The sequence below is a fragment of the Catenulispora sp. GAS73 genome (genome assembly GCF_041262085.1).
GTDB lineage: Bacteria > Actinomycetota > Actinomycetes > Streptomycetales > Catenulisporaceae > Catenulispora.
The window spans coordinates 308761-332901 of the sequence record NZ_JBGCCM010000002.1 but is presented as its reverse complement, the minus strand read 5'-3'; the positions used below and the strand labels follow the sequence as shown (position 1 = coordinate 332901).

At 68.9% G+C, this 24141-nt stretch carries 33 protein-coding genes; 30 read left to right on the top strand and 3 right to left on the bottom strand.

Annotation, left to right across the window (positions count from 1 at the left end; translation table 11 throughout):
• Positions 1-18: 18 nt before the first annotated feature.
• The 4 genes from fusA (at position 19) to ABH935_RS04045 (ending at position 4515) form a co-directional block, all read left to right on the top strand.
• Positions 19-2136, top strand: a complete 2118-nt coding sequence (gene fusA / locus ABH935_RS04060; protein WP_370376384.1) for an elongation factor G — start codon at positions 19-21, stop codon at positions 2134-2136.
• A gap of 114 nt (positions 2137-2250) precedes the next feature.
• The gene (gene tuf / locus ABH935_RS04055) at positions 2251-3444 is read left to right on the top strand and encodes an elongation factor Tu (RefSeq protein ID WP_370355836.1); all 1194 of its coding nucleotides are present in this window, start codon (positions 2251-2253) and stop codon (positions 3442-3444) included.
• A 170-nt stretch (positions 3445-3614) separates the two neighbouring features.
• Entirely contained in the window at positions 3615-3833 is a 219-nt protein-coding gene (locus tag ABH935_RS04050; RefSeq protein WP_370376383.1) for a hypothetical protein, read from the top strand.
• On the top strand, positions 3823-4515 hold the full coding sequence (locus tag ABH935_RS04045) for a hypothetical protein (RefSeq protein WP_370376382.1): 693 nt from the start codon (positions 3823-3825) through the stop codon (positions 4513-4515). The genes ABH935_RS04050 and ABH935_RS04045 overlap by 11 nt, the downstream gene beginning before the upstream one ends.
• Before the next feature lie 13 nt (positions 4516-4528).
• Here the strand turns inward: ABH935_RS04045 and ABH935_RS04040 are convergent, their stop codons facing one another.
• Positions 4529-4714: a type II toxin-antitoxin system prevent-host-death family antitoxin gene (locus tag ABH935_RS04040; RefSeq protein ID WP_194914692.1), complete on the bottom strand. Its 186-nt coding sequence runs from the start codon at positions 4712-4714 to the stop codon at positions 4529-4531.
• 136 nt (positions 4715-4850) lie between these two features.
• On the opposite strand from ABH935_RS04040, the gene ABH935_RS04035 reads away from it, so the two are divergent.
• The 26 genes from ABH935_RS04035 (at position 4851) to ABH935_RS03910 (ending at position 21163) form a co-directional block, all read left to right on the top strand.
• Positions 4851-6110, top strand: a complete 1260-nt coding sequence (locus ABH935_RS04035) for an FAD-dependent monooxygenase (protein ID WP_370376381.1) — start codon at positions 4851-4853, stop codon at positions 6108-6110.
• Positions 6111-6684: 574 nt separating this feature from the next.
• Complete coding sequence (gene rpsJ, locus ABH935_RS04030; RefSeq protein ID WP_012785157.1) at positions 6685-6993, top strand: 30S ribosomal protein S10; 309 nt, start codon at positions 6685-6687, stop codon at positions 6991-6993.
• An 11-nt stretch (positions 6994-7004) separates the two neighbouring features.
• Complete coding sequence (gene rplC, locus ABH935_RS04025; RefSeq protein WP_194914696.1) at positions 7005-7652, top strand: 50S ribosomal protein L3; 648 nt, start codon at positions 7005-7007, stop codon at positions 7650-7652.
• Between the two features lies 1 nt (position 7653).
• Positions 7654-8307 (top strand): 50S ribosomal protein L4, encoded by a 654-nt coding sequence (gene rplD / locus ABH935_RS04020; RefSeq protein ID WP_370376380.1) that lies wholly within the window; start codon positions 7654-7656, stop codon positions 8305-8307.
• Positions 8304-8639, top strand: coding sequence for a 50S ribosomal protein L23 (gene rplW / locus ABH935_RS04015; protein ID WP_194914704.1), 336 nt, complete (start codon positions 8304-8306; stop codon positions 8637-8639). Before rplD ends, rplW begins: the two co-directional genes overlap by 4 nt.
• Positions 8639-9475 carry a 50S ribosomal protein L2 gene (rplB, locus tag ABH935_RS04010; protein ID WP_370376379.1) on the top strand — a complete coding sequence of 279 codons (837 nt, stop codon included), beginning with the start codon at positions 8639-8641 and terminating at the stop codon, positions 9473-9475. Before rplW ends, rplB begins: the two co-directional genes overlap by 1 nt.
• A 12-nt stretch (positions 9476-9487) precedes the next feature.
• On the top strand, positions 9488-9769 hold the full coding sequence (gene rpsS, locus ABH935_RS04005; RefSeq protein ID WP_370337329.1) for a 30S ribosomal protein S19: 282 nt from the start codon (positions 9488-9490) through the stop codon (positions 9767-9769).
• Complete coding sequence (gene rplV, locus ABH935_RS04000; protein WP_370355844.1) at positions 9762-10154, top strand: 50S ribosomal protein L22; 393 nt, start codon at positions 9762-9764, stop codon at positions 10152-10154. The genes rpsS and rplV overlap by 8 nt, the downstream gene beginning before the upstream one ends.
• Positions 10154-11032, top strand: coding sequence for a 30S ribosomal protein S3 (gene rpsC, locus ABH935_RS03995; protein WP_370355845.1), 879 nt, complete (start codon positions 10154-10156; stop codon positions 11030-11032). The genes rplV and rpsC overlap by 1 nt, the downstream gene beginning before the upstream one ends.
• A complete protein-coding gene (gene rplP / locus ABH935_RS03990) occupies positions 11032-11451 on the top strand; it encodes a 50S ribosomal protein L16 (RefSeq protein ID WP_012785165.1) in 420 nt (139 codons plus the stop codon). The genes rpsC and rplP overlap by 1 nt, the downstream gene beginning before the upstream one ends.
• Positions 11451-11675 carry a 50S ribosomal protein L29 gene (rpmC, locus tag ABH935_RS03985; RefSeq protein WP_370355846.1) on the top strand — a complete coding sequence of 75 codons (225 nt, stop codon included), beginning with the start codon at positions 11451-11453 and terminating at the stop codon, positions 11673-11675. The genes rplP and rpmC overlap by 1 nt, the downstream gene beginning before the upstream one ends.
• Entirely contained in the window at positions 11672-11950 is a 279-nt protein-coding gene (gene rpsQ / locus ABH935_RS03980; RefSeq protein WP_370355847.1) for a 30S ribosomal protein S17, read from the top strand. The genes rpmC and rpsQ overlap by 4 nt, the downstream gene beginning before the upstream one ends.
• A gap of 91 nt (positions 11951-12041) precedes the next feature.
• A complete protein-coding gene (gene rplN / locus ABH935_RS03975; RefSeq protein ID WP_012785168.1) occupies positions 12042-12410 on the top strand; it encodes a 50S ribosomal protein L14 in 369 nt (122 codons plus the stop codon).
• Positions 12411-12422: 12 nt separating this feature from the next.
• The gene (gene rplX / locus ABH935_RS03970; RefSeq protein WP_370355860.1) at positions 12423-12782 is read left to right on the top strand and encodes a 50S ribosomal protein L24; all 360 of its coding nucleotides are present in this window, start codon (positions 12423-12425) and stop codon (positions 12780-12782) included.
• A gap of 1 nt (position 12783) precedes the next feature.
• The gene (rplE, locus tag ABH935_RS03965; RefSeq protein WP_370355848.1) at positions 12784-13356 is read left to right on the top strand and encodes a 50S ribosomal protein L5; all 573 of its coding nucleotides are present in this window, start codon (positions 12784-12786) and stop codon (positions 13354-13356) included.
• Between the two features lie 4 nt (positions 13357-13360).
• Positions 13361-13546 carry a type Z 30S ribosomal protein S14 gene (locus ABH935_RS03960; RefSeq protein ID WP_012785171.1) on the top strand — a complete coding sequence of 62 codons (186 nt, stop codon included), beginning with the start codon at positions 13361-13363 and terminating at the stop codon, positions 13544-13546.
• A gap of 94 nt (positions 13547-13640) precedes the next feature.
• Entirely contained in the window at positions 13641-14039 is a 399-nt protein-coding gene (rpsH, locus tag ABH935_RS03955; RefSeq protein WP_370376378.1) for a 30S ribosomal protein S8, read from the top strand.
• Positions 14040-14056: 17 nt separating this feature from the next.
• Positions 14057-14599, top strand: coding sequence for a 50S ribosomal protein L6 (gene rplF, locus ABH935_RS03950; RefSeq protein ID WP_370376377.1), 543 nt, complete (start codon positions 14057-14059; stop codon positions 14597-14599).
• Positions 14599-14982 (top strand): 50S ribosomal protein L18, encoded by a 384-nt coding sequence (rplR, locus tag ABH935_RS03945; protein ID WP_370376376.1) that lies wholly within the window; start codon positions 14599-14601, stop codon positions 14980-14982. Before rplF ends, rplR begins: the two co-directional genes overlap by 1 nt.
• A gap of 31 nt (positions 14983-15013) precedes the next feature.
• Positions 15014-15652 (top strand): 30S ribosomal protein S5, encoded by a 639-nt coding sequence (gene rpsE / locus ABH935_RS03940; protein ID WP_370376375.1) that lies wholly within the window; start codon positions 15014-15016, stop codon positions 15650-15652.
• A 5-nt stretch (positions 15653-15657) separates the two neighbouring features.
• Complete coding sequence (gene rpmD, locus ABH935_RS03935) at positions 15658-15840, top strand: 50S ribosomal protein L30 (RefSeq protein ID WP_012785176.1); 183 nt, start codon at positions 15658-15660, stop codon at positions 15838-15840.
• Between the two features lies 1 nt (position 15841).
• The gene (rplO, locus tag ABH935_RS03930; RefSeq protein ID WP_370376374.1) at positions 15842-16282 is read left to right on the top strand and encodes a 50S ribosomal protein L15; all 441 of its coding nucleotides are present in this window, start codon (positions 15842-15844) and stop codon (positions 16280-16282) included.
• Between the two features lie 941 nt (positions 16283-17223).
• A complete protein-coding gene (gene secY / locus ABH935_RS03925) occupies positions 17224-18570 on the top strand; it encodes a preprotein translocase subunit SecY (protein WP_370376373.1) in 1347 nt (448 codons plus the stop codon).
• 91 nt (positions 18571-18661) lie between these two features.
• Positions 18662-19339: an adenylate kinase gene (locus ABH935_RS03920; protein WP_370376372.1), complete on the top strand. Its 678-nt coding sequence runs from the start codon at positions 18662-18664 to the stop codon at positions 19337-19339.
• 47 nt (positions 19340-19386) lie between these two features.
• Positions 19387-20214, top strand: a complete 828-nt coding sequence (gene map / locus ABH935_RS03915) for a type I methionyl aminopeptidase (protein WP_370376371.1) — start codon at positions 19387-19389, stop codon at positions 20212-20214.
• A 76-nt stretch (positions 20215-20290) separates the two neighbouring features.
• Entirely contained in the window at positions 20291-21163 is an 873-nt protein-coding gene (locus ABH935_RS03910) for a sensor domain-containing protein (protein ID WP_370376370.1), read from the top strand.
• 61 nt (positions 21164-21224) lie between these two features.
• Here ABH935_RS03910 and ABH935_RS03905 read toward each other — a convergent pair whose 3' ends face one another.
• Together ABH935_RS03905 and ABH935_RS03900 are read right to left on the bottom strand one after the other, a co-directional pair.
• Positions 21225-23354 (bottom strand): MMPL family transporter, encoded by a 2130-nt coding sequence (locus ABH935_RS03905; protein WP_370376369.1) that lies wholly within the window; start codon positions 23352-23354, stop codon positions 21225-21227.
• A 78-nt stretch (positions 23355-23432) separates the two neighbouring features.
• The gene (locus ABH935_RS03900; protein WP_370376368.1) at positions 23433-24116 is read right to left on the bottom strand and encodes a response regulator; all 684 of its coding nucleotides are present in this window, start codon (positions 24114-24116) and stop codon (positions 23433-23435) included.
• Positions 24117-24141: the final 25 nt, after the last annotated feature.

The window sequence follows — 24141 nt, the reverse complement described above, 5'->3', positions numbered from 1 at the left end:
AGAAAGTAGCTGAGCGAAATGGCCCCCAACGCCGTTGACCTGGCCAAGGTCCGCAACATCGGGATCATGGCCCACATCGACGCGGGCAAGACCACGACGACCGAGCGCATCCTGTACTACACCGGGATGAGCTACAAGATCGGCGAGGTCCACGACGGCGCTGCCACCACCGACTGGATGGAGCAGGAGCAGGAGCGTGGCATCACGATCACGTCCGCCGCTGTCACCTGTCACTGGACGGTGGACGACGTCGACAACACGATCAACATCATCGACACGCCCGGGCACGTGGACTTCACCGTCGAGGTGGAGCGCTCCCTGCGCGTGCTCGACGGCGCGGTCGCGGTGTTCGACGGTGTCGCCGGCGTGGAGCCCCAGTCCGAGACGGTCTGGCGGCAGGCCGACCGTTACGGTGTCCCGCGCATTTGCTTCATCAACAAGCTGGACCGCACCGGTGCGGAGTTCCACCGCTGCGTCGACATGATCGTCACCCGTCTGCAGGCCACTCCGCTGGTCATGCAGCTGCCGATCGGTGCCGAGGCGGACTTCAAGGGCGTCATCGACCTGGTGAAGATGAAGGCCCTGGTGTGGAGCGCCGAGACCAAGCTGGGCGAGGCCTACGACGAGGTCGACATCCCGGAGACGCACACCGAGGCCGCCGACGAGTGGCGCGGGCGTCTGCTGGAGACCATCGCCGAGGCCGACGACGAGATGATGGAGCTGTACCTGGAGGGCCAGGAGCCCACCACGGAGCAGCTGTACGCGGCCATCCGCCGCGCCACCCTCGCCGCCAAGCTGAACCCGGTGTTCTGCGGGACCGCGTTCAAGAACAAGGGCGTGCAGCCCCTGCTCGACGCGATCGTCCGCTACCTGCCCTCCCCGCTCGACGTGGACGCCATCGACGGCCACAAGGTGGGCGACGAGGAGACGGTCCTGCACCGCAAGCCCTCCGACGACGAGCCGATGTCGGCGCTGGCGTTCAAGATCATGAGCGACCCGCACCTGGGCAAGCTCACGTTCGTGCGGGTCTACTCCGGCAAGCTGGAGTCCGGCGGCACGTACCTGAACTCCGTCAAGGGGCGCAAGGAGCGCATCGGCAAGATCTACCGCATGCACGCGAACAAGCGTGAGGAGATCGAGTCGGTGGGCGCCGGCGACATCATCGCCGTCATGGGTCTGAAGGACACCACGACCGGCGAGACGCTGTCGGACACCGCGAACCCGATCATCCTGGAGTCGATGACCTTCCCGGCCCCGGTGATCCACGTCGCGATCGAGCCGAAGACGAAGTCCGACCAGGAGAAGCTGGGCACCGCGATCCAGCGCCTGGCCGAGGAGGACCCGTCGTTCCAGGTTCGCACCGACGAGGAGACCGGCCAGACCGTCATCTCCGGCATGGGCGAGCTCCACCTGGAGATCCTGGTGGACCGCATGCGCCGCGAGTTCAAGGTCGAGGCGAACGTCGGCAAGCCCCAGGTGGCCTACCGCGAGACCATCCGTCGCGCGGTGCCGAAGGTCGAGTACACGCACAAGAAGCAGACCGGTGGTTCGGGCCAGTACGCCTCCGTCATCATCTCGCTGGAGCCGCTTGCGGACGGCGAGCCGGGTGCCGAGGGCTACGAGTTCGTCAACGCCGTCACCGGTGGCCGCATCCCCAAGGAGTACATCCCCTCGGTGGACGCCGGCTGCCAGGACGCGATGGAGTTCGGCGTGCTCGCCGGCTTCCCGCTGACCGGTGTCAAGGTGACGCTGCTCGACGGCAAGTACCACGAGGTCGACTCCTCGGAAATGGCGTTCAAGGTCGCCGGCTCCATGGCGTTCAAGGAAGCGGCCCGCAAGGCCGACCCGGCGCTGCTGGAGCCGATGATGGCGGTCGAGGTCACCACGCCCGAGGACTACATGGGCGACGTGATCGGCGACCTGAACTCCCGCCGTGGCCAGATCCAGGCCATGGAGGAGCGGTTCGGCTCCCGGGTCGTCAAGGCCCTGGTCCCGCTGAGCGAGATGTTCGGCTACGTCGGCGACCTCCGGTCGAAGACGTCCGGCCGTGCCTCGTACAGCATGCAGTTCGACTCCTACGCCGAGGTTCCCCGGAACGTGGCGGAGGAGATCGTCAAGAAGGCGCGCGGCGAGTAGCCCAAGCCGTCGGGACGGTCATGGCCAACCCAGGCCGTCCTGAGAATCCGTAGAAACGCCGCCGGCGGAATCCATCCCCGGGGCGCACCTCACCAAAGTCCACAGGAGGACAACGTGGCGAAGGCGAAGTTCGAGCGGAACAAGCCGCACGTCAACATCGGCACCATCGGTCACATCGACCACGGGAAGACGACGCTGACCGCGGCCATCACCAAGGTTCTGCACGACGCACACCCGGACCTGAACCCCTACACCCCGTTCGACCAGATCGACAAGGCGCCCGAAGAGCGTCAGCGCGGTATCACCATCTCGATCGCGCACGTCGAGTACCAGACCGACAAGCGCCACTACGCGCACGTCGACTGCCCCGGTCACGCGGACTACATCAAGAACATGATCACCGGTGCGGCGCAGATGGACGGCGCCATCCTGGTCGTGGCCGCCACCGACGGCCCGATGCCGCAGACGAAGGAGCACGTGCTCCTGGCCCGCCAGGTCGGCGTGCCCTACATCGTGGTCGCGCTGAACAAGTCGGACATGGTGGACGACGAGGAGATCCTGGAGCTCGTCGAGCTCGAGGTGCGCGAGCTGCTCTCCGAGTACGAGTTCCCGGGCGACGACCTGCCGGTCATCCGCGTCTCGGCGCTGAAGGCGCTGGAGGGCGACGCCGAGTGGACCGCCAAGCTCCTGGAGCTCATGGAGGCCGTCGACACCGCGATCCCGCAGCCGGAGCGCGAGATCGACAAGCCGTTCCTGATGCCGATCGAGGACGTCTTCACGATCACCGGTCGTGGCACCGTCGTCACCGGTCGTATCGAGCGCGGCATCGTCAAGGTCAACGAGACCGTCGACATCATCGGCATCCGCAACGAGAAGCAGACCACCACGGTCACCGGTGTCGAGATGTTCCGCAAGCTGCTCGACGAGGGCCAGGCCGGCGAGAACGTCGGTCTGCTGCTCCGCGGCATCAAGCGCGACGACGTCGAGCGCGGCCAGGTCGTGATCAAGCCGGGCACGACCACCCCGCACACCGACTTCGAGGCGAACGTCTACATCCTGTCCAAGGACGAGGGTGGCCGGCACACGCCGTTCTTCAACAACTACCGTCCGCAGTTCTACTTCCGGACGACCGACGTGACCGGCGTCGTGACCCTCCCCGAGGGCACCGAGATGGTCATGCCGGGCGACAACACCGAGATGTCGGTCGCGCTGATCCAGCCGATCGCCATGGAGGACGGCCTGCGGTTCGCCATCCGTGAGGGTGGCCGCACCGTCGGCGCCGGCCGCGTTGTGAAGATCACGAAGTAAGGACCCTGCGGCCGCGAGGCCACAGAGCGGCACCACCGGGAAGGCCCCTGGAGCTTCGGCTCCGGGGGCCTTCCCTTTCTACTTTCGAGTGAATTTCCTGTGCGGCTCACGCTGCTGAGCGGCACCCGGGGCATTAACTAGATGTAATTCCCCGAACTTCGGAGGTAGGTGTGCAGTATCCACCGTTGCCCGGCGAGACCTTCGACGCGTGGCTGGCCCGGATCCAGCCGCTCCGCAGGAACGATCTCGACCGCAGGGTGCGCACGGCCGGTGTCAGGCCCCTGACGCTGGAGGAGTTGGCCCAGTGGCCGACGCTGTTCGCCTCGGAGCGCGAGCGCGAGGCGTTCCTCGCGTGGCTGCACGAGGAACGGAGGCACCATGTCGGCTGAGGAGAATGAGTTCTCCGGCGCGGAGCTGGCGTCGCGCTGGTTGACGGTGGAGCAGGTGCTGGGGCGGCACGGGGGATGGGGATGGGCCGCCGTGGATTCGGCCGGCGAGTACTTCGCGGCCGATGCGGCTGCGGCGGGCGGTCAGTGTCCTGACGATGGGCCTCCCGATGGAGACGGCGGTGATGACGGCGACGGTGCCGATGCCGATCGGCCGGTGCCGGGGCCGGAGGTGGCCGCCGCGAACGGTGCGCACCTCGCCCCGGACGCGATCGCCGCGATCGGTGAGCGTCCCGTCCCGGACCTGGTCGCCGCCGACGCCGACCTGGCGTCCCGCTGGTTCACGGCGGACCGCACGCTCGGCGAGTTCGCCGGCTGCACGGTGCTCCTGCCGTTCCCCGCCGTCGCCGAGCTGGCGACCTGGCCCGAACGCCTGCTGTGGGGCCACTCCCGCGCCGAGGACCTCTGCGAATGGCTCGATCCCGGCCGCACGATCCCCGGTGACGAGACGGTGGCCCGCATCTGGGGCCGCATCGTGGTGGCCGCTCAGCGCGCTGGCCGCACCCCGCCCGCGAACGCGGCTTGGACCGCTGCGGGCTGCCTGTCCTACGGACTGCCGCTGGCCACTCTGGACAAGCGGCGCTACCAGCCCTTCGCCGACCGCTACGGCCTCCAGCTGATCTGAGCGCCGCCCCGCGTCAGGCCGAGGTCCCGCTCTCGGCCATCAACTTCTCGCACTCCTCCAGCCACTGGATCCCGACGATCGCGACGACCGGCTCCCCGGCGTCGTCGGTGACGTAGACCGGGTGGCGCGTGACCCGGGCCTCCTCGACCAGGTCGGGGAACAGGGCGCGGGCGTCGTCGAGGGTGTACGCGGCTTCCATGGCGCGACCGTATGCCGCACGCCGCCGGGAATCGCGGATCGACACGTTTGTACAATCGTCTTGCACGATCGTCCAAGACGATTGTACAGTTGCCTCATCAGCACGAAGCGGGACCCGTCGATCCAGGGGGTAAGTCATGAGCGGCATCCGGAAGAACCAGAGCACCAAGAACGTCAGCAGCGTCCTCATCTCGGGCGCCGGCATCGCAGGGCCCTCACTCGCCTACTGGCTGCACCGCCACGGTTTCGAGGCGACGGTGGTCGAGCGCTCGTCGTTCCTGCGGGACAGCGGCGGCGCGGTCGACTTCCGCGGCGAGCAGGTGAAGCTGCTGAAGGCGATGGGCATCTTCGACGCGGTCAAGGCCACCGAGACCGCGATGGGCGACCAGGTCGTGATCGACGGTGCGGGGGAGCCGGTCGTCGCCTTCTCCTCGGCCTTCTTCAGCGGCGAGGTCGAGATCGAGCGCGGCGACCTGGCGCGCATCCTGTACGAGGTGACGTGCCGGGACACGCGCTACGTGTTCGGCGACTGGATCGTCGGCCTGGACGACCGTGCGGACGGCATCCTGGTCACCTTCGCCAGTGGCGCGACGGCCACCTACGATCTGGTGGTCGGCGCGGACGGCCTGCACTCCGGCGTCCGCGGCCTGGCCTTCGGCCCCGAGGAGCGCTACCGCCGGGACCTCGGCTGGGTGATCGCGGGCTTCACCGCCCCGAACGACCTCGGCCTGGACCACGAGGGACGCATCTACAACGTCCCCGGCCGCGGTGTGATGGCGGCCAGCGCCCGGGACACGGCGCGCCTCGGCGTCGGCTTCGTCTTCCACGCCCCGGACCTCACCTACGACCGCCACGACGTCGCCGCGCAGAAGCAGCTCGTGGCGGCGACCTACGCCGACGCCGGCTGGCAGACCCCGGCCCTGCTGAAGGGGATGTGGCAGGCCGAGGACCTGTACTTCGACACCCTCAGCCAGATCCGCATGGACCGCTGGTCGACCGGCCGCGTGGTCCTGCTCGGCGACGCCGCCTGGTGCGCCGGTCCTGGCGGCAGCGGCACCGGCATGGCGATGATGGGAGCGCACGTCCTGGCCGGAGAACTGGCGGCGGCCGCCGGCGACCACACCGCGGCGTTCGCCGCCTACGAGCGCGTCCTGCGCCCCGCGGTCAAGATCGGCCAGAAGCAGGGCAAGGGCGCCGGCGGCTTCCTGGCGCCGGTCGACGCCAAGAAGATCGCCGGCCGCAACAAGGCCTACAAGATGCTGACCCGCAAGATGGTGGCCGGCTTCTTCAACTGGCTCACGGCCCGGGCGGCCAACGCGGTGGAGTACCAGGAGTACCCGACGGGGCCCGTGGCGCCAGCGGTGCGCGTGGCGGGGGAGTCGCGGATCGCGGCTTGAGAGCGGGGTGGAGGCCGAGAGGTCGGGCCGGTTCTGTCGAATGTCGACAGTGCCGGCCCGATTCCGGTCCGTGACCAGCACGGGGCCGCCGAGATCCGGGCTACGCAGACGTGCTCCATATCACATCTCAAAAAGGAAGCGTGGTATGCCCACGCCTCGATTTCCCAAAACCCCCAGGCCTGGGCCATACTGTTGAGGTTGCTTGACCGTCCGCGCCCGCATCTGGGTGCGCGGGGGCTCCAGGCCGGGTTCGGCCGGGGCTCCGCAGCTGGTAGAGCACGTTCTCGCGGAATCCGATTCTGCAGGCGAGGCGATGAGTCGCGCCTACGGGATCGCCACGCTCCACCGGGCGACACGCCCGACCGCGTGGACCGGACAACGCGGGACAAGCACGACAAGCTTCGCGGGACACACAGGCTGTGGAACGCGGCAAACCCGGTGGTCGGGTGGGTCCACAACCACCTTGATCGCCGGGCGCGTTGATGCGAGCAGTCCCCGGCACCGATCGGGGTCGGCCGACGCAGACGCCGGACAACAGGTCCAAGAATGACGAAGGATAAGGAACCAAGCAGCCATGGCGGGACAGAAGATCCGCATCAGGCTCAAGGCCTACGACCACGAGGTGATCGACTCCTCGGCGAAGAAGATCGTCGAGACCGTGATCCGCACTGGTGCGCAGGTCGCCGGCCCGGTGCCGCTGCCGACTGAGAAGAACGTGTACTGCGTCATCCGCTCGCCGCACAAGTACAAGGACTCGCGCGAGCACTTCGAGATGCGCACGCACAAGCGACTCATCGACATCCTCGACCCGACCCCGAAGACGGTTGACTCGCTGATGCGTCTCGACCTGCCGGCGGGCGTCGACATCGAGATCAAGCTCTAGGCGGCCGGCACATGGGAAAGCAGATTAAGGGCGTCCTGGGCGAGAAGCTCGGCATGACCCAGGTCTGGGACGAGAACAACCGGGTCGTCCCGGTGACCGTCGTCAAGGCCGGGCCGTGCGTCGTGACGCAGATCCGCAAGCAGGAGATCGACGGCTACGAGGCCGTGCAGATCGCCTACGGTGCCGTGAAGCCGACCAAGGTGACCAAGCCCGAGGCCGGACACTTCGCGAAGGCCGGCGTGACGCCGCGCCGCTACACCGTGGAGATCCGCACCACCGACGCCGCCGAGTACTCCCTGGGCCAGGAGATCACCGCCGAGACCTTCACGCAGGGTCAGATCGTGGACGTCTCCGGCACCTCCAAGGGCCACGGCTTCGCCGGTGTCATGAAGCGCCACAACTTCCGGGGCCTCGGCGCGGGCCACGGCGTGCAGCGCAAGCACCGCTCGCCCGGTTCCATCGGCGCCTGCGCGACCCCCGGTCGCGTCTTCAAGGGCGTGCGCATGGCCGGTCGGATGGGCTCGGCGCGCGTGACCGTCCAGAACCTCACCGTCCAGGCCGTGGACGCCGAGAAGGGCCTGATCCTCGTCAAGGGTGCCATCCCCGGCCCCAACGGCGGGCTGGTCCTGGTCAAGACCTCGGTCAAGAAGGGAGCCTGACATGACGCAGGTTGTCTCCGTCGACCTCCCCGGCGAGATCTTCGACGTCCAGACCAACATCCCGCTGATCCACCAGGTCGTGGTGGCCCAGCTGGCGGCGGCCCGTCAGGGCACGCACAAGACCAAGACCCGCGGCGAGGTGTCCGGCGGCGGCAAGAAGCCGTACCGCCAGAAGGGCACCGGCCGGGCCCGTCAGGGTTCGACCCGCGCGCCGCAGTTCGCCGGCGGTGGCGTCGTCCACGGCCCGGTGCCGCGCGACTACGCCCAGCGCACCCCGAAGAAGATGAAGGCCGCCGCCCTGCGCGGTGCCCTCTCGGACCGGGCCCGCGACGGCCGCGTGATCGTGGTGGACGCCCTGGTCGAGGGTGCGACCCCGAACACCAAGTCCGCCGTGGCGCTGCTCAAGGGCGTGACCGAGCACAAGAACGTGCTGGTCGTGCTGCAGCGCACCGACGAGGTCTCCTACAAGAGCCTCCGCAACGTCCCGACCGTGCACCTGATCGACGTCGGCCAGCTGAACACCTACGACGTGCTCGTCAACGACGCCGTCGTGTTCACCCAGGGCGCCTACGACCAGTTCGTCGCCGGTCCCGCCAAGGGGAAGTCCGTTACCGCGGTGGCGAGCTCCCTCGAAGTTGAGGGGAGCGAGGCGTGAGCAGCAAGTTCGCTGACCGCTCGGTCCTGGCCCGCGACATCATCATCAAGCCGGTGGTGTCGGAGAAGAGCTACAGCCTTCTGGACCAGAACACGTACACGTTCGTCGTCCACCCGGACACGAACAAGATCCAGATCCGCGAGGCCGTCGAGGAGATCTTCGACGTCAAGGTCCTGTCGGTGAACACGATCAACCGCCAGGGCAAGCGCAAGCGCACGCGTTACGGCGTGGGCAAGCGCAAGGACACCAAGCGCGCGATCGTGACCGTGGACCCGAACCCCGGTGACGGCAAGAAGGGCCGCATCGAGCTGTTTGGAGGGCCGGTTTCCTAATGGGCATCCGTAAGTACAAGCCGACTACCCCGGGCCGTCGCGGCTCGTCGGTCGCCGACTTCGTCGAGATCACCCGGAGCACCCCGGAGAAGTCGCTGGTCGTCCCGGTCCACAGCAAGGGCGGTCGCAACAGCACCGGCCGCGTGACCGTGCGCCACCAGGGCGGCGGCCACAAGCGGGCCTACCGCCTGATCGACTTCCGCCGCCACGACAAGGACGGCGTGCCGGCCAAGGTCGCTCACATCGAGTACGACCCGAACCGCACCGCCCGCATCGCGCTGCTGCACTACGCGGACGGCGAGAAGCGCTACATCCTGGCCCCGAAGAACCTGGGCCAGGGCGACCGGATCGAGAACGGTCCCGGCGCGGACATCAAGCCCGGCAACAACCTGCCGCTGCGCAACATCCCGACCGGTACCACGATCCACGCGATCGAGCTCCGCCCCGGCGGCGGCGCGAAGCTGGCCCGGTCCGCCGGCGCGAGCGTCCAGCTCGTCGCCAAGGACGGCGGCTTCGCGCAGCTGCGCCTGCCCTCCGGTGAGATCCGCAACGTCGACATGCGCTGCCGCGCCACCGTCGGCGAGGTCGGCAACGCCGAGCAGTCGAACATCAACTGGGGCAAGGCCGGCCGCATGCGCTGGAAGGGCAAGCGCCCGACCGTCCGCGGTGTCGCGATGAACCCGATCGACCACCCGCACGGCGGTGGTGAGGGCAAGACCTCCGGCGGCCGCCACCCGGTGTCCCCGTGGGGTCAGAAGGAAGGCCGCACCCGCAAGCCGGGCAAGGCCTCCGACAAGTACATCGTCCGCCGCCGCAAGTCCAACAAGAAGCGCTAGGAGGAGGTTTAGATGCCGCGCAGTCTCAAGAAGGGTCCCTTCGTGGACGCCCACCTGATCAAGAAGGTGGACGCCCAGAACGCGAAGAACACCAAGAACGTCATCAAGACCTGGTCCCGGCGCTCGATGATCGTGCCGGACATGCTGGGTCACACCATCGCCGTCCACGACGGCCGCAAGCACGTCCCGGTGTTCATCACCGAGGCGATGGTCGGCCACAAGCTGGGCGAGTTCAGCCCGACCCGCACGTTCAAGGGTCACGTGAAGGACGATCGGAGGTCGCGCCGTGGCTGAGAACAAGGCCAAGGACCTCGCGGGCAATGAGGCCATCGCCCAGGCGAAGAACATCCGCATGACCGCCATGAAGGTGCGCCGGGTCGTGGACATGGTCCGCGGCCAGGACGTCGAGCAGGCGCTCGACACCCTGCGCTTCGCGCCGTACGCCGCCGCCGAGCCGGTCTTCAAGTGCGTCGCGTCGGCTGCCGCCAACGCCCGCAACAACAAGCAGCTCCGCGGTCAGCTGGTCATCAGCGAGGCCTACGTGGACGAGGGTCCGACCCTGAAGCGGTTCCGGCCGCGTGCCCAGGGCCGCGCCTACCGCATCCGCAAGCGGACTTCGCACATCACGATCGTGGTCCAGGAGACCGCGGGCGTCGCGCAGAAGGGCAGGACCCGATAGTGGGCCAGAAGGTTAACCCGCATGGGTTCCGCCTCGGCATCACCACGGACTTCAAGTCCCGGTGGTACGCCGACAAGCTGTACAAGGACTACGTCAAGGAAGACGTCGCGATCCGCCGTCTGATGACGGAGGGCATGGACCGCGCGGGCATCAGCAAGGTGGAGATCGAGCGCACGCGTGACCGCGTCCGCGTCGACATCCACACCGCGCGTCCGGGCATCGTCATCGGCCGCCGCGGCGCCGAGGCCGACCGCATCCGCGGCAAGCTTGAGAAGCTGACCGCCAAGCAGGTCCAGCTGAACATCCTTGAGGTGCGCAACCCCGAGAGCGACGCCCAGCTGGTCGCTCAGGGCATCGCGGAGCAGCTGGCGCAGCGTGTGGCGTTCCGCCGCGCGATGCGCAAGGCGATCCAGTCCTCGATGAAGGCCGGCGTCAAGGGCATCAAGGTCCAGGTCTCCGGTCGTCTGGGCGGGGCCGAGATGAGCCGCTCGGAGCAGTACCGCGAGGGCCGCGTGCCCCTGCACACGCTCCGCGCGAACATCGACTACGGCTTCTACGAGGCCAAGACCACCTTCGGCCGGATCGGCGTGAAGGTCTGGATCTACAAGGGCGACGTCACGTCGCTGTCCGCGCAGCGCGCGCTGAACGCCGCGGAGGCCCGTGCCGGGCGCCCGCCGCGTGACGGCGGCGACCGCCGCGGCGGTGGCGGCCGTGACGGCGACCGCCGTGCCCCGCGCCGTGACGGCGGCGGCGGTGGCCGCGGCCCGCGTCGCGACGGCGGCGGTGGCGGCGGCCAGCAGTCCCAGGCCCCGCAGGCCCAGGCCCCGGCCGCCGCTGAGGCGTCGGCCCCGGCCGCTACCGAGACCAAGGAGGCGTGATGCTGATCCCTCGGCGGGTCAAGCACCGCAAGCAGCACCACCCCGGTCGCTCCGGCGCCTCCAAGGGCGGCAACAACCTGGCGTTCGGCGAGTACGGCATCCAGGCGCTGACCCCGGCGTACGTGACCAACCGGCAGATCGAGTCCGCTCGTATCGCCATCAACCGGCACATCCGCCGTGGTGGCAAGGTGTGGATCAACATCTACCCGGACCGTCCGCTGACCAAGAAGCCGGCCGAGACCCGCATGGGTTCCGGTAAGGGGTCGCCCGAGTGGTGGGTCGCGAACGTCAAGCCCGGCCGAGTGCTCTTCGAGCTCTCGTACCCGAACGAGGAGCGCGCACGCGAGGCCCTGCTTCGCGCGACGCACAAGCTCCCGCTCAAGTGCCGGATCATCAAGCGTGAGGCAGGTGACATCTGATGGCGACCGGGACCACCGCGCGCGAACTGCGCGAGCTCGGCGACGCCGAACTGCTGGAGAAGCTCCGTGAGAGCAAGGAGGAGCTGTTCAACCTCCGCTTCCAGCAGGCCACCGGCCAGCTTGAGAACCACGGCCGCATGCGCGCCGTGAAGAAGGACATCGCTCGCATCTACACCCTGATGACAGAGCGTGAGCTCGGCATCGGCATTCAGGAGGCGAAGTGAGCGAGACCGTGGAGAACACCGAGGCGCGTGGCGCGCGCAAGGTGCGTGAGGGTTACGTCGTGAGCGACAAGATGGAGAAGACCATCGTCGTGCTCGTCGAGGACCGCAAGACGCACCCGAAGTACCGCAAGGTCGTGCGCCGCACCACCAAGCTCAAGGCCCACGACGAGCAGAACACGGCCGGCATCGGCGACCGCGTCCTGCTCATGGAGACCCGGCCGCTCTCGGCGACCAAGCGCTGGCGCCTGGTCGAGGTTCTCGAGAAGGCCAAGTAACCAGTCCGTTCGGCCAGGCACAGGGAAAGCTGCCGACTGGCTCGTCTGGGCGGCAGCCCCCTGTGAACCGGCACGACGAAGGAGATAGATAGTGATCCAGCAGGAGTCGCGGCTCCGGGTCGCCGACAACACCGGAGCGAAGGAAATCCTTTGCATCCGCGTGCTCGGTGGCTCCAGCCGCCGCTACGCCGGAATCGGCGACGTCATCGTCGCCACCGTGAAGGACGCCCTGCCCGGCGCGGGCGTCAAGAAGGGCGACGTCGTCAAGGCCGTCATCGTGCGCACCGTCAAGGAGCGCCGGCGTCCGGACGGCTCGTACATCCGCTTCGACGAGAACGCGGCCGTCCTGATCAAGGACGGCGGGGACCCGCGCGGGACCCGTATCTTCGGCCCGGTGGGCCGCGAGCTGCGCGAGAAGCGCTACATGCGCATCGTCTCGCTCGCCCCGGAGGTGCTGTAAGCCATGGGTGGTCTGAACATCAAGAAGGGTGACCTGGTCCAGGTCATCACCGGTAAGGACAAGGGTCTGCAGGGCAAGGTCATCCAGGCCTTCCCGGAGACCGAGAAGGTCCTGGTCGAGGGTGTCAACCGGGTCAAGAAGCACACCAAGGTCGGCCAGTCCGTCCGCGGGAGCAAGACCGGCGGCATCATCACGATCGAGGCCCCGGTCCACGTCTCCAACGTGATGCTGGTCGTCGAGCACGAGGGCGTCAAGGTCGTCACGCGCGTGGGCTACCGCCGCGTGGAGGAGGAGCGCACGCTCGCCGACGGTTCCAAGAAGACCGTCACGCGCAGCGTCCGCTACGCCAAGCGCACCGGTAAGGACATCTGACATGACCGTGACTGAGACTGAGACCACGGTGCAGCCGCGTCTGAAGCTGCGTTACCGCTCGGAGATCGCCCCGGCGCTCAAGGAGCAGTTCAGCTTCCCGAACGTCATGCTGATCCCCGGTCTGACCAAGATCGTCGTGAACATGGGTGTCGGTGACGCCGCCCGTGACTCCAAGCTGATGGACGGCGCCGTCCGCGACCTCGCGGCGATCACCGGCCAGAAGCCGACGGTCACCCGGGCCCGCAAGTCCATCGCGCAGTTCAAGCTGCGCGAGGGCCAGCCCATCGGCGCGCACGTCACGCTGCGCGGCGACCGGATGTGGGAGTTCTGCGACCGGCTGGTGTCGGTGGCCCTGCCCCGTATCCGTGACTTCCGCGGTCTGTCGCCCAAGCAGTTCGACGGTCGTGGCAACTACACGTTCGGTCTGAACGAGCAGTCGATGTTCCACGAGATCGACCAGGACAAGATCGACCGCGTGCGCGGCATGGACATCACCGTCGTGACCACCGCCCGCAACGACGACGAGGGTCGCGCGCTGCTGCGTCTCCTCGGATTCCCGTTCAAGGAGGCGTGATCACATGGCGAAGAAGGCCCTGATCAACAAGGCTCTCGCGAAGCCGAAGTTCAAGGTGCGCGGCTACACCCGCTGCTCCAAGTGCGGTCGCCCGCACTCGGTCTACCGCAAGTTCGGCCTGTGCCGGGTTTGCCTGCGCGAGATGGCGCACGCCGGCGAACTGCCGGGCGTGACCAAGAGCTCCTGGTAACTACTACACGCCGCAGGTCCCCGCGTATGTGCACTCTGATCGGAGAGTGTGAGCAGCGCGGGGATACCACGGCGAGGAAGGCCTACGGCCAACCATGACCATGACCGACCCGATCGCGGACATGCTCACCCGGCTGCGGAACGCCAACTCGGCGTACCACGACCAGGTGACCATGCCGTCCAGCAAGATCAAGACCCACATCTGCGAGATCCTCAAGCAGGAGGGCTACATCGCCTCCTGGAAGGTCGAGGACGCGGAGGTGGGCAAGTCCCTCACCATCGAGCTGAAGTTCGGCCCGAACCGTGAGCGCTCCATCGCGGGCATCAAGCGCATCTCGAAGCCGGGTCTGCGTGTGTACGCGAAGAGCACGAGCCTGCCGAAGGTCCTCGGCGGCCTCGGTGTCGCCATCATCTCGACTTCGACCGGTCTGCTGACCGACCGCCAGGCCGCACGCAAGGGCGTCGGCGGCGAAGTCCTCGCCTACGTCTGGTAAGGGAAGGAGGAGAAGCAATGTCTCGTATTGGACGGCTGCCGATCCCGGTTCCCGCCGGCGTCGACGTCACCATCAACGGCCAGGACGTGACCGTCAAGGGTCCCAAGGGCACCCTGTCGCACACGGTCGTCAACCCGATCACGATCGCCAAGGGCGAGGACGGCAACCTCGTCGTCTCGCGCCCCAACGACGAGCGGATCGCCAAGGAGCGCCACGGTCTGTCGCGCACCCTGGTCAACAACATGATCGTCGGCGTGACCCAGGGCTACACCAAGAACCTGGAGATCTCCGGCGTCGGTTACCGCGTGACCGCCAAGGGCTCGGACCTCGAGTTCGCCCTGGGCTACAGCCACCCGGTTCCGGTCCCGGCTCCCGCCGGTATCACCTTCGCCGTGGAGAGCCCGACCAGGTTCTCCGTGTCCGGGATCGACAAGCAGCTGGTGGGCGAGACCTGCGCCTACATCAAGAAGCTGCGCAAGATCGACCCGTACAAGGGCAAGGGCATCAAGTTCGCCGGCGAGGTCATCCGCCGCAAGGCCGGAAAGGCTGGGAAGAAGTAATGGCTTTCGCAGTCAAGATCGGCAAGGGTCCGGCGAAGAAGCGCAACGCGGTCAAGCGCCGTCACCTGCGCGTCCGCAAGAAGGTCTCCGGCACGGCACTGCGTCCGCGCCTGGTGGTCACCCGCTCGGCGCGCCACATGGTCGCGCAGATCGTGGACGACGTCACCCGTGTGACGCTGGCTTCCGCCTCCACCATGGAGGCCGGCCTGCGCACCGGCGAGGGCGACAAGACCGCCAAGGCCAAGGAAGTGGGCAAGCTCGTCGCCGAGCGGGCCAAGGCCAAGGGTGTCGGCACGGTCGTCTTCGACCGCGGCGGCAACAAGTACCACGGCCGGGTGGCCGCGGTGGCCGACGGCGCCCGGGAAGCGGGGCTGGACCTGTGAGGAACACGAGCACGAACGGAAGGAGCCTCTGATGGCTGGACCGCAGCGCCGCGGAGGCGGCTTCGGTGGACAGAACAACTCCGGCGGCAGCGGCGAGGGCGGCAACAACCGCCGCGAGCGCCGTGACCGTCGTGGCGACCAGGCCCCGGTGGAGAAGTCGGCGCACATCGAGCGCGTCGTCACCATCAACCGCGTGGCCAAGGTCGTGCGCGGTGGCCGCCGCTTCAGCTTCACCGCTCTGGTGATCGTCGGCGACGGCGAGGGCACCGTGGGCGTGGGCTACGGCAAGGCGAAGGAAGTCCGCGACGCGATCGCCAAGGGTGTCGAGGAGGCCAAGAAGAACTTCTTCAAGGTCCCGCGCATCCAGGGCACGATCCCGCACCCGATTCAGGGCGAGCGCGCCGCCGGCGTCGTTCTCCTGAAGCCGGCCGCCCCCGGTACCGGCGTCATCGCCGGCGGCCCGGTGCGCGCCGTGCTGGAGTGCGCGGGCGTCCACGACGTGCTGAGCAAGTCGCTCGGCTCGGACAACCCGATCAACATCGTCCACGCGACCGTGGCGGCTCTGAAGGGCCTGGTTCGGCCCGAGGAAGTCGCCGCGCGCCGCGGGCTCCCGCTGGAGGACGTGGCCCCGGCTGCCCTCCTGCGCGCCCGCGCCGGTGTGGGGAGCTGAGAGACATGGCCCGTTTGAAGATCACGCAGACCCGCTCCAAGATCGGCACGAAGCAGAACCACCGGGACACCCTCCGGTCGCTCGGTCTGAAGCGGATCAACGACACCGTGGTGAAGGAGGACCTCCCGCAGTTCCGCGGCATGGTCCACACCGTCCGCCACCTGGTCAAGGTCGAGGAGGTCGACTGACATGACGCTGAAGGTCCACCACCTCCGCCCGGCTCCGGGCGCGAAGACCGCCAAGACCCGCGTGGGTCGCGGCGAGGGCAGCAAGGGCAAGACGGCCGGCCGCGGTACCAAGGGCACCAAGGCCCGCTACCAGGTTCCGGTCCGCTTCGAGGGCGGCCAGATGCCGCTGCACATGCGCCTGCCCAAGGGTCGCGGCTTCAAGAACCCGTTCAAGGTGACCTTCCAGGTCGTCAACCTGGACAAGCTCTCGGCCCTGTTCCCGGCCGGCGGCGAGGTCACGGTCGACGACCTGGTCGCCAAGGGCGCGGTCCGCGACAACGAGCTCGTCAAGGTGCTCGGCACCGGCGACGTCTCGGTCGCCCTCCAGGTGAAGGCGCACGCCTTCTCCGCCTCCGCGAAGGAGAAGCTGGCTGCCGCCGGCGGCTCCGCCGAGGAGATCTGAGCCGCCAGGCACAGTCAGCACAGGGCGCCGCCCCGGGCCGTATGGCCCGGGGCGGCGCTTTTTGTGCGCCTACAGCGAACACATTCATATAGATAGGTACGGCCCGGGTGGCTGCGGCCGGATCGCGGCGCGGGGCCCGAGGTCGGGATGTTCGCCGGGGTTTCGCGGCAGGCCTGGACCGCGGTGTCGGACTGCTCGCTGCGGCTGGATCGCGGTACGGGCCCGAGGCGGGAGTGCTCGACGGGATTTCGCAGCAGGGCCGAACCGCGGCGCCGGACTGCTCGCTGGACAGTTCCGAGTGCTGGGCGGGCATAGGTGCCGGATTTCGCGATGCTGCCCGCTCGCAGCGCTGGGTCGCCGCATCGCTGGCTCGATGGTGCGGCTGGATTTGAGGAACCAGCAGGGTGTTCAGCGCCTCGCGAGCCGCATTTTGCTCGCTTCTCGTCGTCGCGTGAGCGCCTACGCGCGCAGCCCTGCCGATCCCGCACTGGCAAGCCCTCGCGCACTCAACTGGCAAACCGACTCCCGAGCCGCCGACCGCACGGTCCGGCCCCTCGCCGCACGGCCCGGCGCCAGTAAGCGCTTCACAGCGCACCCCTGTCCGCCCGCGTCCCATCACCCGCTGTCAAGCCGTCGCCGGCATGCGCGCCAGCCGCCCGTCCGTACGCTCGCGGCCACGGCGGGGCCGCCGAACAGGGCCCCGATCCGCCCTCGCGCGAACACCCCCACCTCGACCCCCAGTAACCCGGCGAGCACCCTGCGCCGAACCCTCCCACCCGACGCTCGCCTTCGCCTCCCTGCTATGCGTAAGATGGCGCAGGTCGGCCATCACCCCGACCCGACCCCGTGTGCCCTCCGAGCCCCGCGTACCTGCGCAGAGCCCGCGGCGCGCGGTCATCAGGACCCTTTGACAATCTGTCGCGTCAAGGCGCAGGAGGACCATGCTCACCGCATTCGCTCGGGCGTTCCGTACGCCCGACCTGCGCAAGAAGCTGCTCTTCACGCTCGGCATCATGGCTCTGTTCCGGCTCGGCGCCCACATTCCGGCGCCGGGTGTGGACACCAAGGCGCTGAGCGCGTGTGTGGGGATCAGCAAGGCCAGCGGGCAGGGCAACGGTGCGCTGGGGCTCATCAACCTGTTCTCCGGCGGCGCGCTGCTGCAGCTGTCGATCTTCGCGCTGGGCATCATGCCCTACATCACCGCGTCGATCATCCTGCAGCTGCTGACGGTGGTGATCCCGCGCCTGGAGGCCCTCAAGAAGGAGGGCCAGGCCGGTCAGACGAAGATCACGCAGTACACCCGGTACCTGACCATCGGGCTGGCGATCCTGCAGTCGACCACGATGCTCACGCTGATGAAGAACAACCCGACCGCCCTGCTGGGCCCGGGCTGCCAGGGCGCGAACGTCATCTTCACCAAGGTCGACTGGATCGGCATGGCGGTGATGGTGATCACGCTGACCGCCGGCACCACGCTGATCATGTGGCTCGGCGAGCTGATCACCGACCGCGGCATCGGCAACGGCATGTCACTGCTGATCTTCACCTCGATCACCGCGAACTTCCCGTCCTCGCTGTGGTCCATCAAGCAGGGCTCCACCACGATGGACGGCTGGCCGGTGTTCTTCGGCGTGCTGCTGATGGGCATGATCATGGTCGGCGCGGTGGTCTTCGTCGAACAGGGCCAGCGGCGCATCCCGGTGCAGTACGCCAAGCGCATGGTCGGCAGACGCATGTACGGCGGGTCCTCGACCTACATCCCGATGAAGGTGAACCAGGCCGGCGTCATCCCGGTCATCTTCGCCTCATCGCTGCTGCAGCTGCCGCTGATGGTCGCGAACTTCACGAACCCGAACGCCCAGAAGGGATGGGCGCACTGGGTGAACCGCGAGTTCGGGATGACCACCAACGGCTACTCGCTGACGTACTCCATCACGTACTTCCTGCTGATCCTGGGCTTCGCCTTCTTCTACGTCTCGATCACCTTCGTCCCCGACGAGATCGCGGACAACATGAAGAAGTACGGCGGCTTCATCCCCGGCATCCGCGCCGGCAAGCCGACCGCCGAGTACCTGCAGTACGTCTCGACCCGCGTCACCTGGCCCGGTGCCCTGTACCTGTCGGTGATCGCGATCATCCCGATGATCGCCCTGGCCGAGCTGCACGCCAGCGGAAAGTTCCCGTTCGGTGGCACGACTATCCTGATCATGGTGGGTGTCGGCCTGGAGACGGTGAAGCAGATCGAGTCCCAGCTCCAGCAGCACAACTACGAAGGCTTCCTGCGGTGACGGCGGTGATGACGACGGCGTCGACGCGCCTCACCCGACGCGGGCGGCACCGGGCCGTCCGTCCCATCGACGCCGAAGGGTTCCTCATCTAGTGCGTATCGTTCTCGTCGGACCGCCGGGGGCGGGCAAGGGCACCCAGGCCTCGTTCATCGCCGGCCACCTGGGTGTCCCGAAGATCAGCACGGGCGACATCTTCCGGATGAACATCTCGCAGGGCACCCCGCTCGGCGTGCAGGCCAAGGAGTACCTGGACGCCGGACAGTTGGTCCCGGACGAGCTCACGATAGACATCGTCCGCGACCGGCTCTCGCAGCCGGACGCGGCCGACGGCTTCCTGCTCGACGGCTTCCCGCGCAACGTCGCCCAGGCCGAGGAGCTGGACAAGATCCTGGCCGACAACGGCGTCACGCCCTCGGTCGGCAAGGCCTACCTGGACGTGGTGCTCGACCTGGAGGTCGACAACAACGAGGTGATCAAGCGGATCTCCGGCCGCCGGCTGTGCCGCAACGACTCCGGGCACATCTTCCACGTCGACTACAGCCCCTCGGCGGCCGGCGACAAGTGCGACATCTGCGGCGGCGAGCTCTACCAGCGCTCGGACGACGCCGAGGACGTGGTGCGCACCCGCCTGGAGGTCTACGCCGCCGAGACCGCCCCGATCATCGACTACTACCGCGAGCAGGGTGTGCTGACCACGATCGACGCCACCGGCGAGGTCGACGTCATCACCCGGCGCGCCTTCGCGGCGGTCGACGCCGCCCGCGGCTGAGCCACACCGGCCGGCCCCCTCCCGCAGTCCCGAAGGAAATCCCACACATGCACGCCCACGGCGACGACGACGGCCTGATCGAGCTGAAGACCTCCGAGCAGTTCGAGGCCATGAAGCAGGCGGGCAAGGTCGTCTCGCGGACGCTGGCGCTGCTGCGCTCGGCGGTCCGGCCGGGCATCACCACCGGTGAGCTGGACCGGATCGCCGAGGAGTCCATCCGCTCGCTCGGCGCCGCTCCGTCGTTCCTGGGCTACGGCGACTTCCCCGGCTCGATCTGCGCCTCGGTCAACGAGGAGATCGTGCACGGCATCCCCGGCTCGCGCGTGCTGCGCGAGGGGGACCTGATCTCCATCGACTGCGGCGCGATCATCCCCGCCGACCCCGCGCAGGCCGCCACCGGCCGCTGGAACACCCGGGGCTGGCACGCGGACGCCGCGATCACCGTCCCGGTCGGGGAGGTCGCCGCGGAACTGGCCGAGCTCTCCCGGGTCACCGAGCAGGCCATGTGGGCCGGCATCAACGCGGTCAAGGAGGGCGTCGCGCTCAACGACGTCTCCACCGCGATCGACGGCTACACCCGCTCCCAGCCCCGCCGCTACGGCATCGTCCGCGACTACGGCGGCCACGGCATCGGCTCGGCCATGCACATGGCCCCGATGGTGTTCAACTACCCGGTCCGCGGCGAGCACACGGTGTTGGCCACCGGCATGGCGATCGCCATCGAGCCGATGCTCACCCTGGGCAAGAACAAGACCCGGGTCCTCGCCGACGACTGGACGGTCGTGGCGAAGGACGGCTCCCCGGCGGCACACTGGGAGCACACAGTCGCCCTGACACCCGAGGGTGTCGTGGTGACCACTGCTCCGGAAGAGTGACCAGACGTGACCGACTGGGGTGACCGCACGACGCGGGGCGCCCTGGCGGCGACCTTGACCCGGCGGACGATGAAGTATGGCGCGTGACCGATCGGCGGCCCTGGCGGCCGCCGCGCTCCTGGCCCTCGGCGCTGCGGCCGGCTGCGGCCCCTCCAAGAGCGCCGCGAGACCTGCCGCCGCGCCGCACCCGGCCGGCCCCTCCACCCCCACCACCCCGACCGCGCCCGCCTCGCCGCCGGCGCCGACCGCCGCCGCGCTCCAGGCCCGGCTGCTCACCCTGGCCGACATGCCGGCCGGCTTCGTCGCCGACGACGACACCGACGACGCCAACGGCGTCATGTCCTCCACCGAGCCGGACTGCCGGCCGATGACGGACCTGATGAACAGCCAGGACCATCCGGCCGGCGCCCTGGCCTCCGCCGACGCCTCCTTCACCCGCTCCCAGTTCGGCCCGAACATCGCCACCGGCCTGGCCGGCTTCGCCACCTCCGAGGCCGCGCAGAAGCTGCTGGACTCGGTCACCGAGGCGATGCACAGCTGCACGAAGCTCACGGAGACGGATAAGGACGGCAGCAGCTACGACTTCCTGGTCACCCCGCTGGCCTTCCCGCAGACCGGCGACGCCAGCGGGGCGATCCGCATCGTCGCCGATGTGGACGACCTGCCGGCGCAGGTGGACCTGGTGCTGGTGCGGGTCGGCAGCACCCTGCTGTACGTGGCCGACACCGGCTTCGGCAGCACCGACCCGGACCTGACGCAGCAGGTGGTCGCGCGGGCGGTGGCCAAGGTGAAGGACCCGGCCGCGGCGGACTCGAAGCCGACCTCGTCATCGCCCTCGACATCGTCATCGACGCCGCCGCCGACTCCGGATCCGGAGTCGGCGACGAGTTCGAGCACCACGGCTTCGGCGGACGCGGCCCGGGGCACGGCCGGCTTGCCTGCGGCCTGACCTGACCGGACCGGACCCCTGCAGGATGGTCGCGCGTGCGGGAGACGTGTCCGGCTGAGCCTCACACTTGCTGCAACAGCCCCTCCGCCGCAGGTTCGGGCGCCTCGGCGACGCCGAACCGCGCATGCACCCCGCGCAGCGCCCGCGGCGCCCACCAGGCGCCCTCTCCGAGCAGCGCCAGCACCGCGGGCACCAGCATCATCCGCACCAGCGTCGCGTCGATGAGCACCGCGAGCGTCAGCCCGAACCCGAACTCCAGGATCGGCGCCGCCCCGCCGGTCATGAAGCAGGCGAAGACGATCATCAGCAGCGCCGCCGCGCACGTCACCACCCGCCCCGTGTGCCGCACCCCGGTCACCACCGCACGGCGTGCGTCCTCGCCGGCGAGCCGGGCCTCCCGGATCCGGCCGAGGATGAAGATCTCGTAGTCCATCGACAGCCCGAACGCGACCGCGATCATCAGCGGCGGCACGGTCACGTCCAGCGCTCCCAGCCCGCCCTTCACCCCGGAGCCGAAGAGCCCGGCGAAGTGCCCCTGCTGGAAGACCCACACCATCGCCCCCAACGCCGCCCCGATGCTCAGCAGGTTGGTCAGCACCGCCTTCAGCGGGATCAGTACCGAACCGGTGAACAGGAACAGCAACACGAACACCGACAGCAGCACCACGGCGGTGGCGTACGGCAGCCGATCCACCAGCATCCGCCGGAAGTCCACCAGGTGCGCGCTGTCGCCGGTGACCGCAGCCCCCTGATGCTCGTCCCGGATGGTCTGCACCAGCCGGGTCGCCACCTTCCCGTTGACCGTCCCGGCGGGTGTCAGCTCCAGCACCGCGCTGCCGTCCGGAAGCGCCTTCTGCGCTGAGTCGACGACACCTGGCAGAGCTCGGAGATGCGCCAGATAGTCGGGCCGCGCGGCGCCGCTCCGCACCACCACGTACAGCGGCGTCGCCGCGCTCCGCCCCGGGAAGTGCGCCACGCTCAGGTCGTACACCTGCCGCGACTCCGAACTCGCCGGCAGCTCCCGGGCGTCGCCGGGAGTCAGGGTCAGCGCCGTCACCGGGGTCGCGACCGTCACCAGGCCGGCGGCGATCACGATCAGCACCGGTACCGGCCGCCGCACGACAGCCGCCGCGAACCGCCCGAACCAGCGTCCCTCGGACCGTCGCGGGCTCGCCGGCTTGATCCGGTGCCCGAACTTCGCCAGCAGCGCCGGCAGCAGGGTCACGGCCGCCAGCATGTCCACGGCGACCACCGCCGTCGCCGCGAGCCCCATGCTCCGCAGGAACGGCGCCGGGTACACCACGAGCCCGACCAGGCTGACCGCGACCGTGAGTCCGGAGAAGAACACCGTGCGGCCGGCGGCCGAGACGGTGCGCCGCACGCAGTCGGGAATGTCCGTCGCCGCCGTCCGCTCCTGCTTGAACCGGGTCACCATCAACAGTGCGTAGTCCACGCCGAGGCCCAGGCCCAGCATCGTCGTGATCTGTACGGAGTACACCGACAGGTCGGTCACGAAGCTGAATCCGTAGAGCACCAGCAGCGTGGACGCGACGCCGCACAAGGCCAGCACCAACGGCAGCGACGCGGCCAGCAGCCCGCCGAACACCACCACCAGCAACAGCAGTACGATCGGCAGCGAGATCATCTCGGCTTTGCCGGCGTCGGACTGCGCGGTCTGGTTCAGCGCGTCGCCGACCAGCGGCCCGCCGCCGACCCGCACCTGGAAGTCCGGCGTGGCGATGGCGTGCAGCCGGTCCTGGGCCGCTCGCGACGCGACGCTTTCAGCGTCTGAGGTGATCCCGCCGGCGAACGTCACCGGGATCGCGACCACCTGGCCGTCACCGGTGGCGCCAGGGATCTGATACGGGTCCGGTACCTGCGCGACGCCCGGGATCGCGCGCAGATCGGCGACGGCGGAGGCGACGCGAGTCCGCAGCCCCGTGTCCGCGGTGATCACCCGCCCCGCGGTCGTCGAAGTGATGAGGCCGTCAATGGTGTCCGGGTTCGGGTCGAGCTTGTCCAGGCGGTCGGCCGTGACCTGGGACTCGCTGCCCGGCACGTTCGCCCCGAGCCCCCCGAGTCTGCCGAACACCGCCCCGCCCAGGCCCAGACCGACCACCAGCACCAGGGTCCAGACCGTGATCACGGTCCGGGGCCGGCGGATGGCGAGTTCTGCCGCGTGTCTCAACATGCCCCCACTGTCCGGGGGCGGGCAGGGTCCTGTGATCCCGCGCGGGAGGGGAGGGCCGGACTCGGTAGATCGGGGGAGTCATCCCTCCGGAGAGGGAGTCACCAGCCCGCTGTCGTAGGCGAAGATCACCGCGTGCACCCGGTCGCGCATGCCGAGCTTCATCAGGATGTTGCTGACGTGGGTCTTCACCGTGTGCTCGGTGACGAACAGCTGCGCGGCGATCTCGGCGTTCGAGGCGCCCTGCGCGATCAGCAGCAGTGTCTCGCGCTCGCGCGGGGTGAGGACGTCGAGCCGGGCCGAGGGCGCGGCGGCCGGGTCGGCGGCGCCGGATCGGGCCGGGCGGCGGGAGGTGACGTCGGCGATGAGGCGGCGGGTCACCGAGGGCGCCAGCAGCGAGTCGCCGGCCGCGACCACGCGGACCGCGTGCACCAGGTCGTCGCGGCGGACGTCCTTGAGCAGGAAGCCGGAGGCGCCGGCGTAGAGGGCGTCGTAGACGTACTCGTCGACGTCGAAGGTGGTGAGCATGAGGATCCGGCTGCCGCCCTCGGCGCTGACCCGGCGGGCCGCCTCGATGCCGTCCATCACCGGCATCCGCACGTCCAGCAGGACCACGTCGGGGTGCAGCGCGCGGGTCAGGGCCACCGCCTCGGCGCCGTCGCCGGCCTCGCCGACCACCTCGATGTCCGGCTGCGCGTCCAGGATCATCGCGAACCCGCTGCGCACCAGTTCCTGGTCGTCAGCCACCACCACCCGAATCGCCACGTTCGCTTTCTACCAGGCGTAGGTG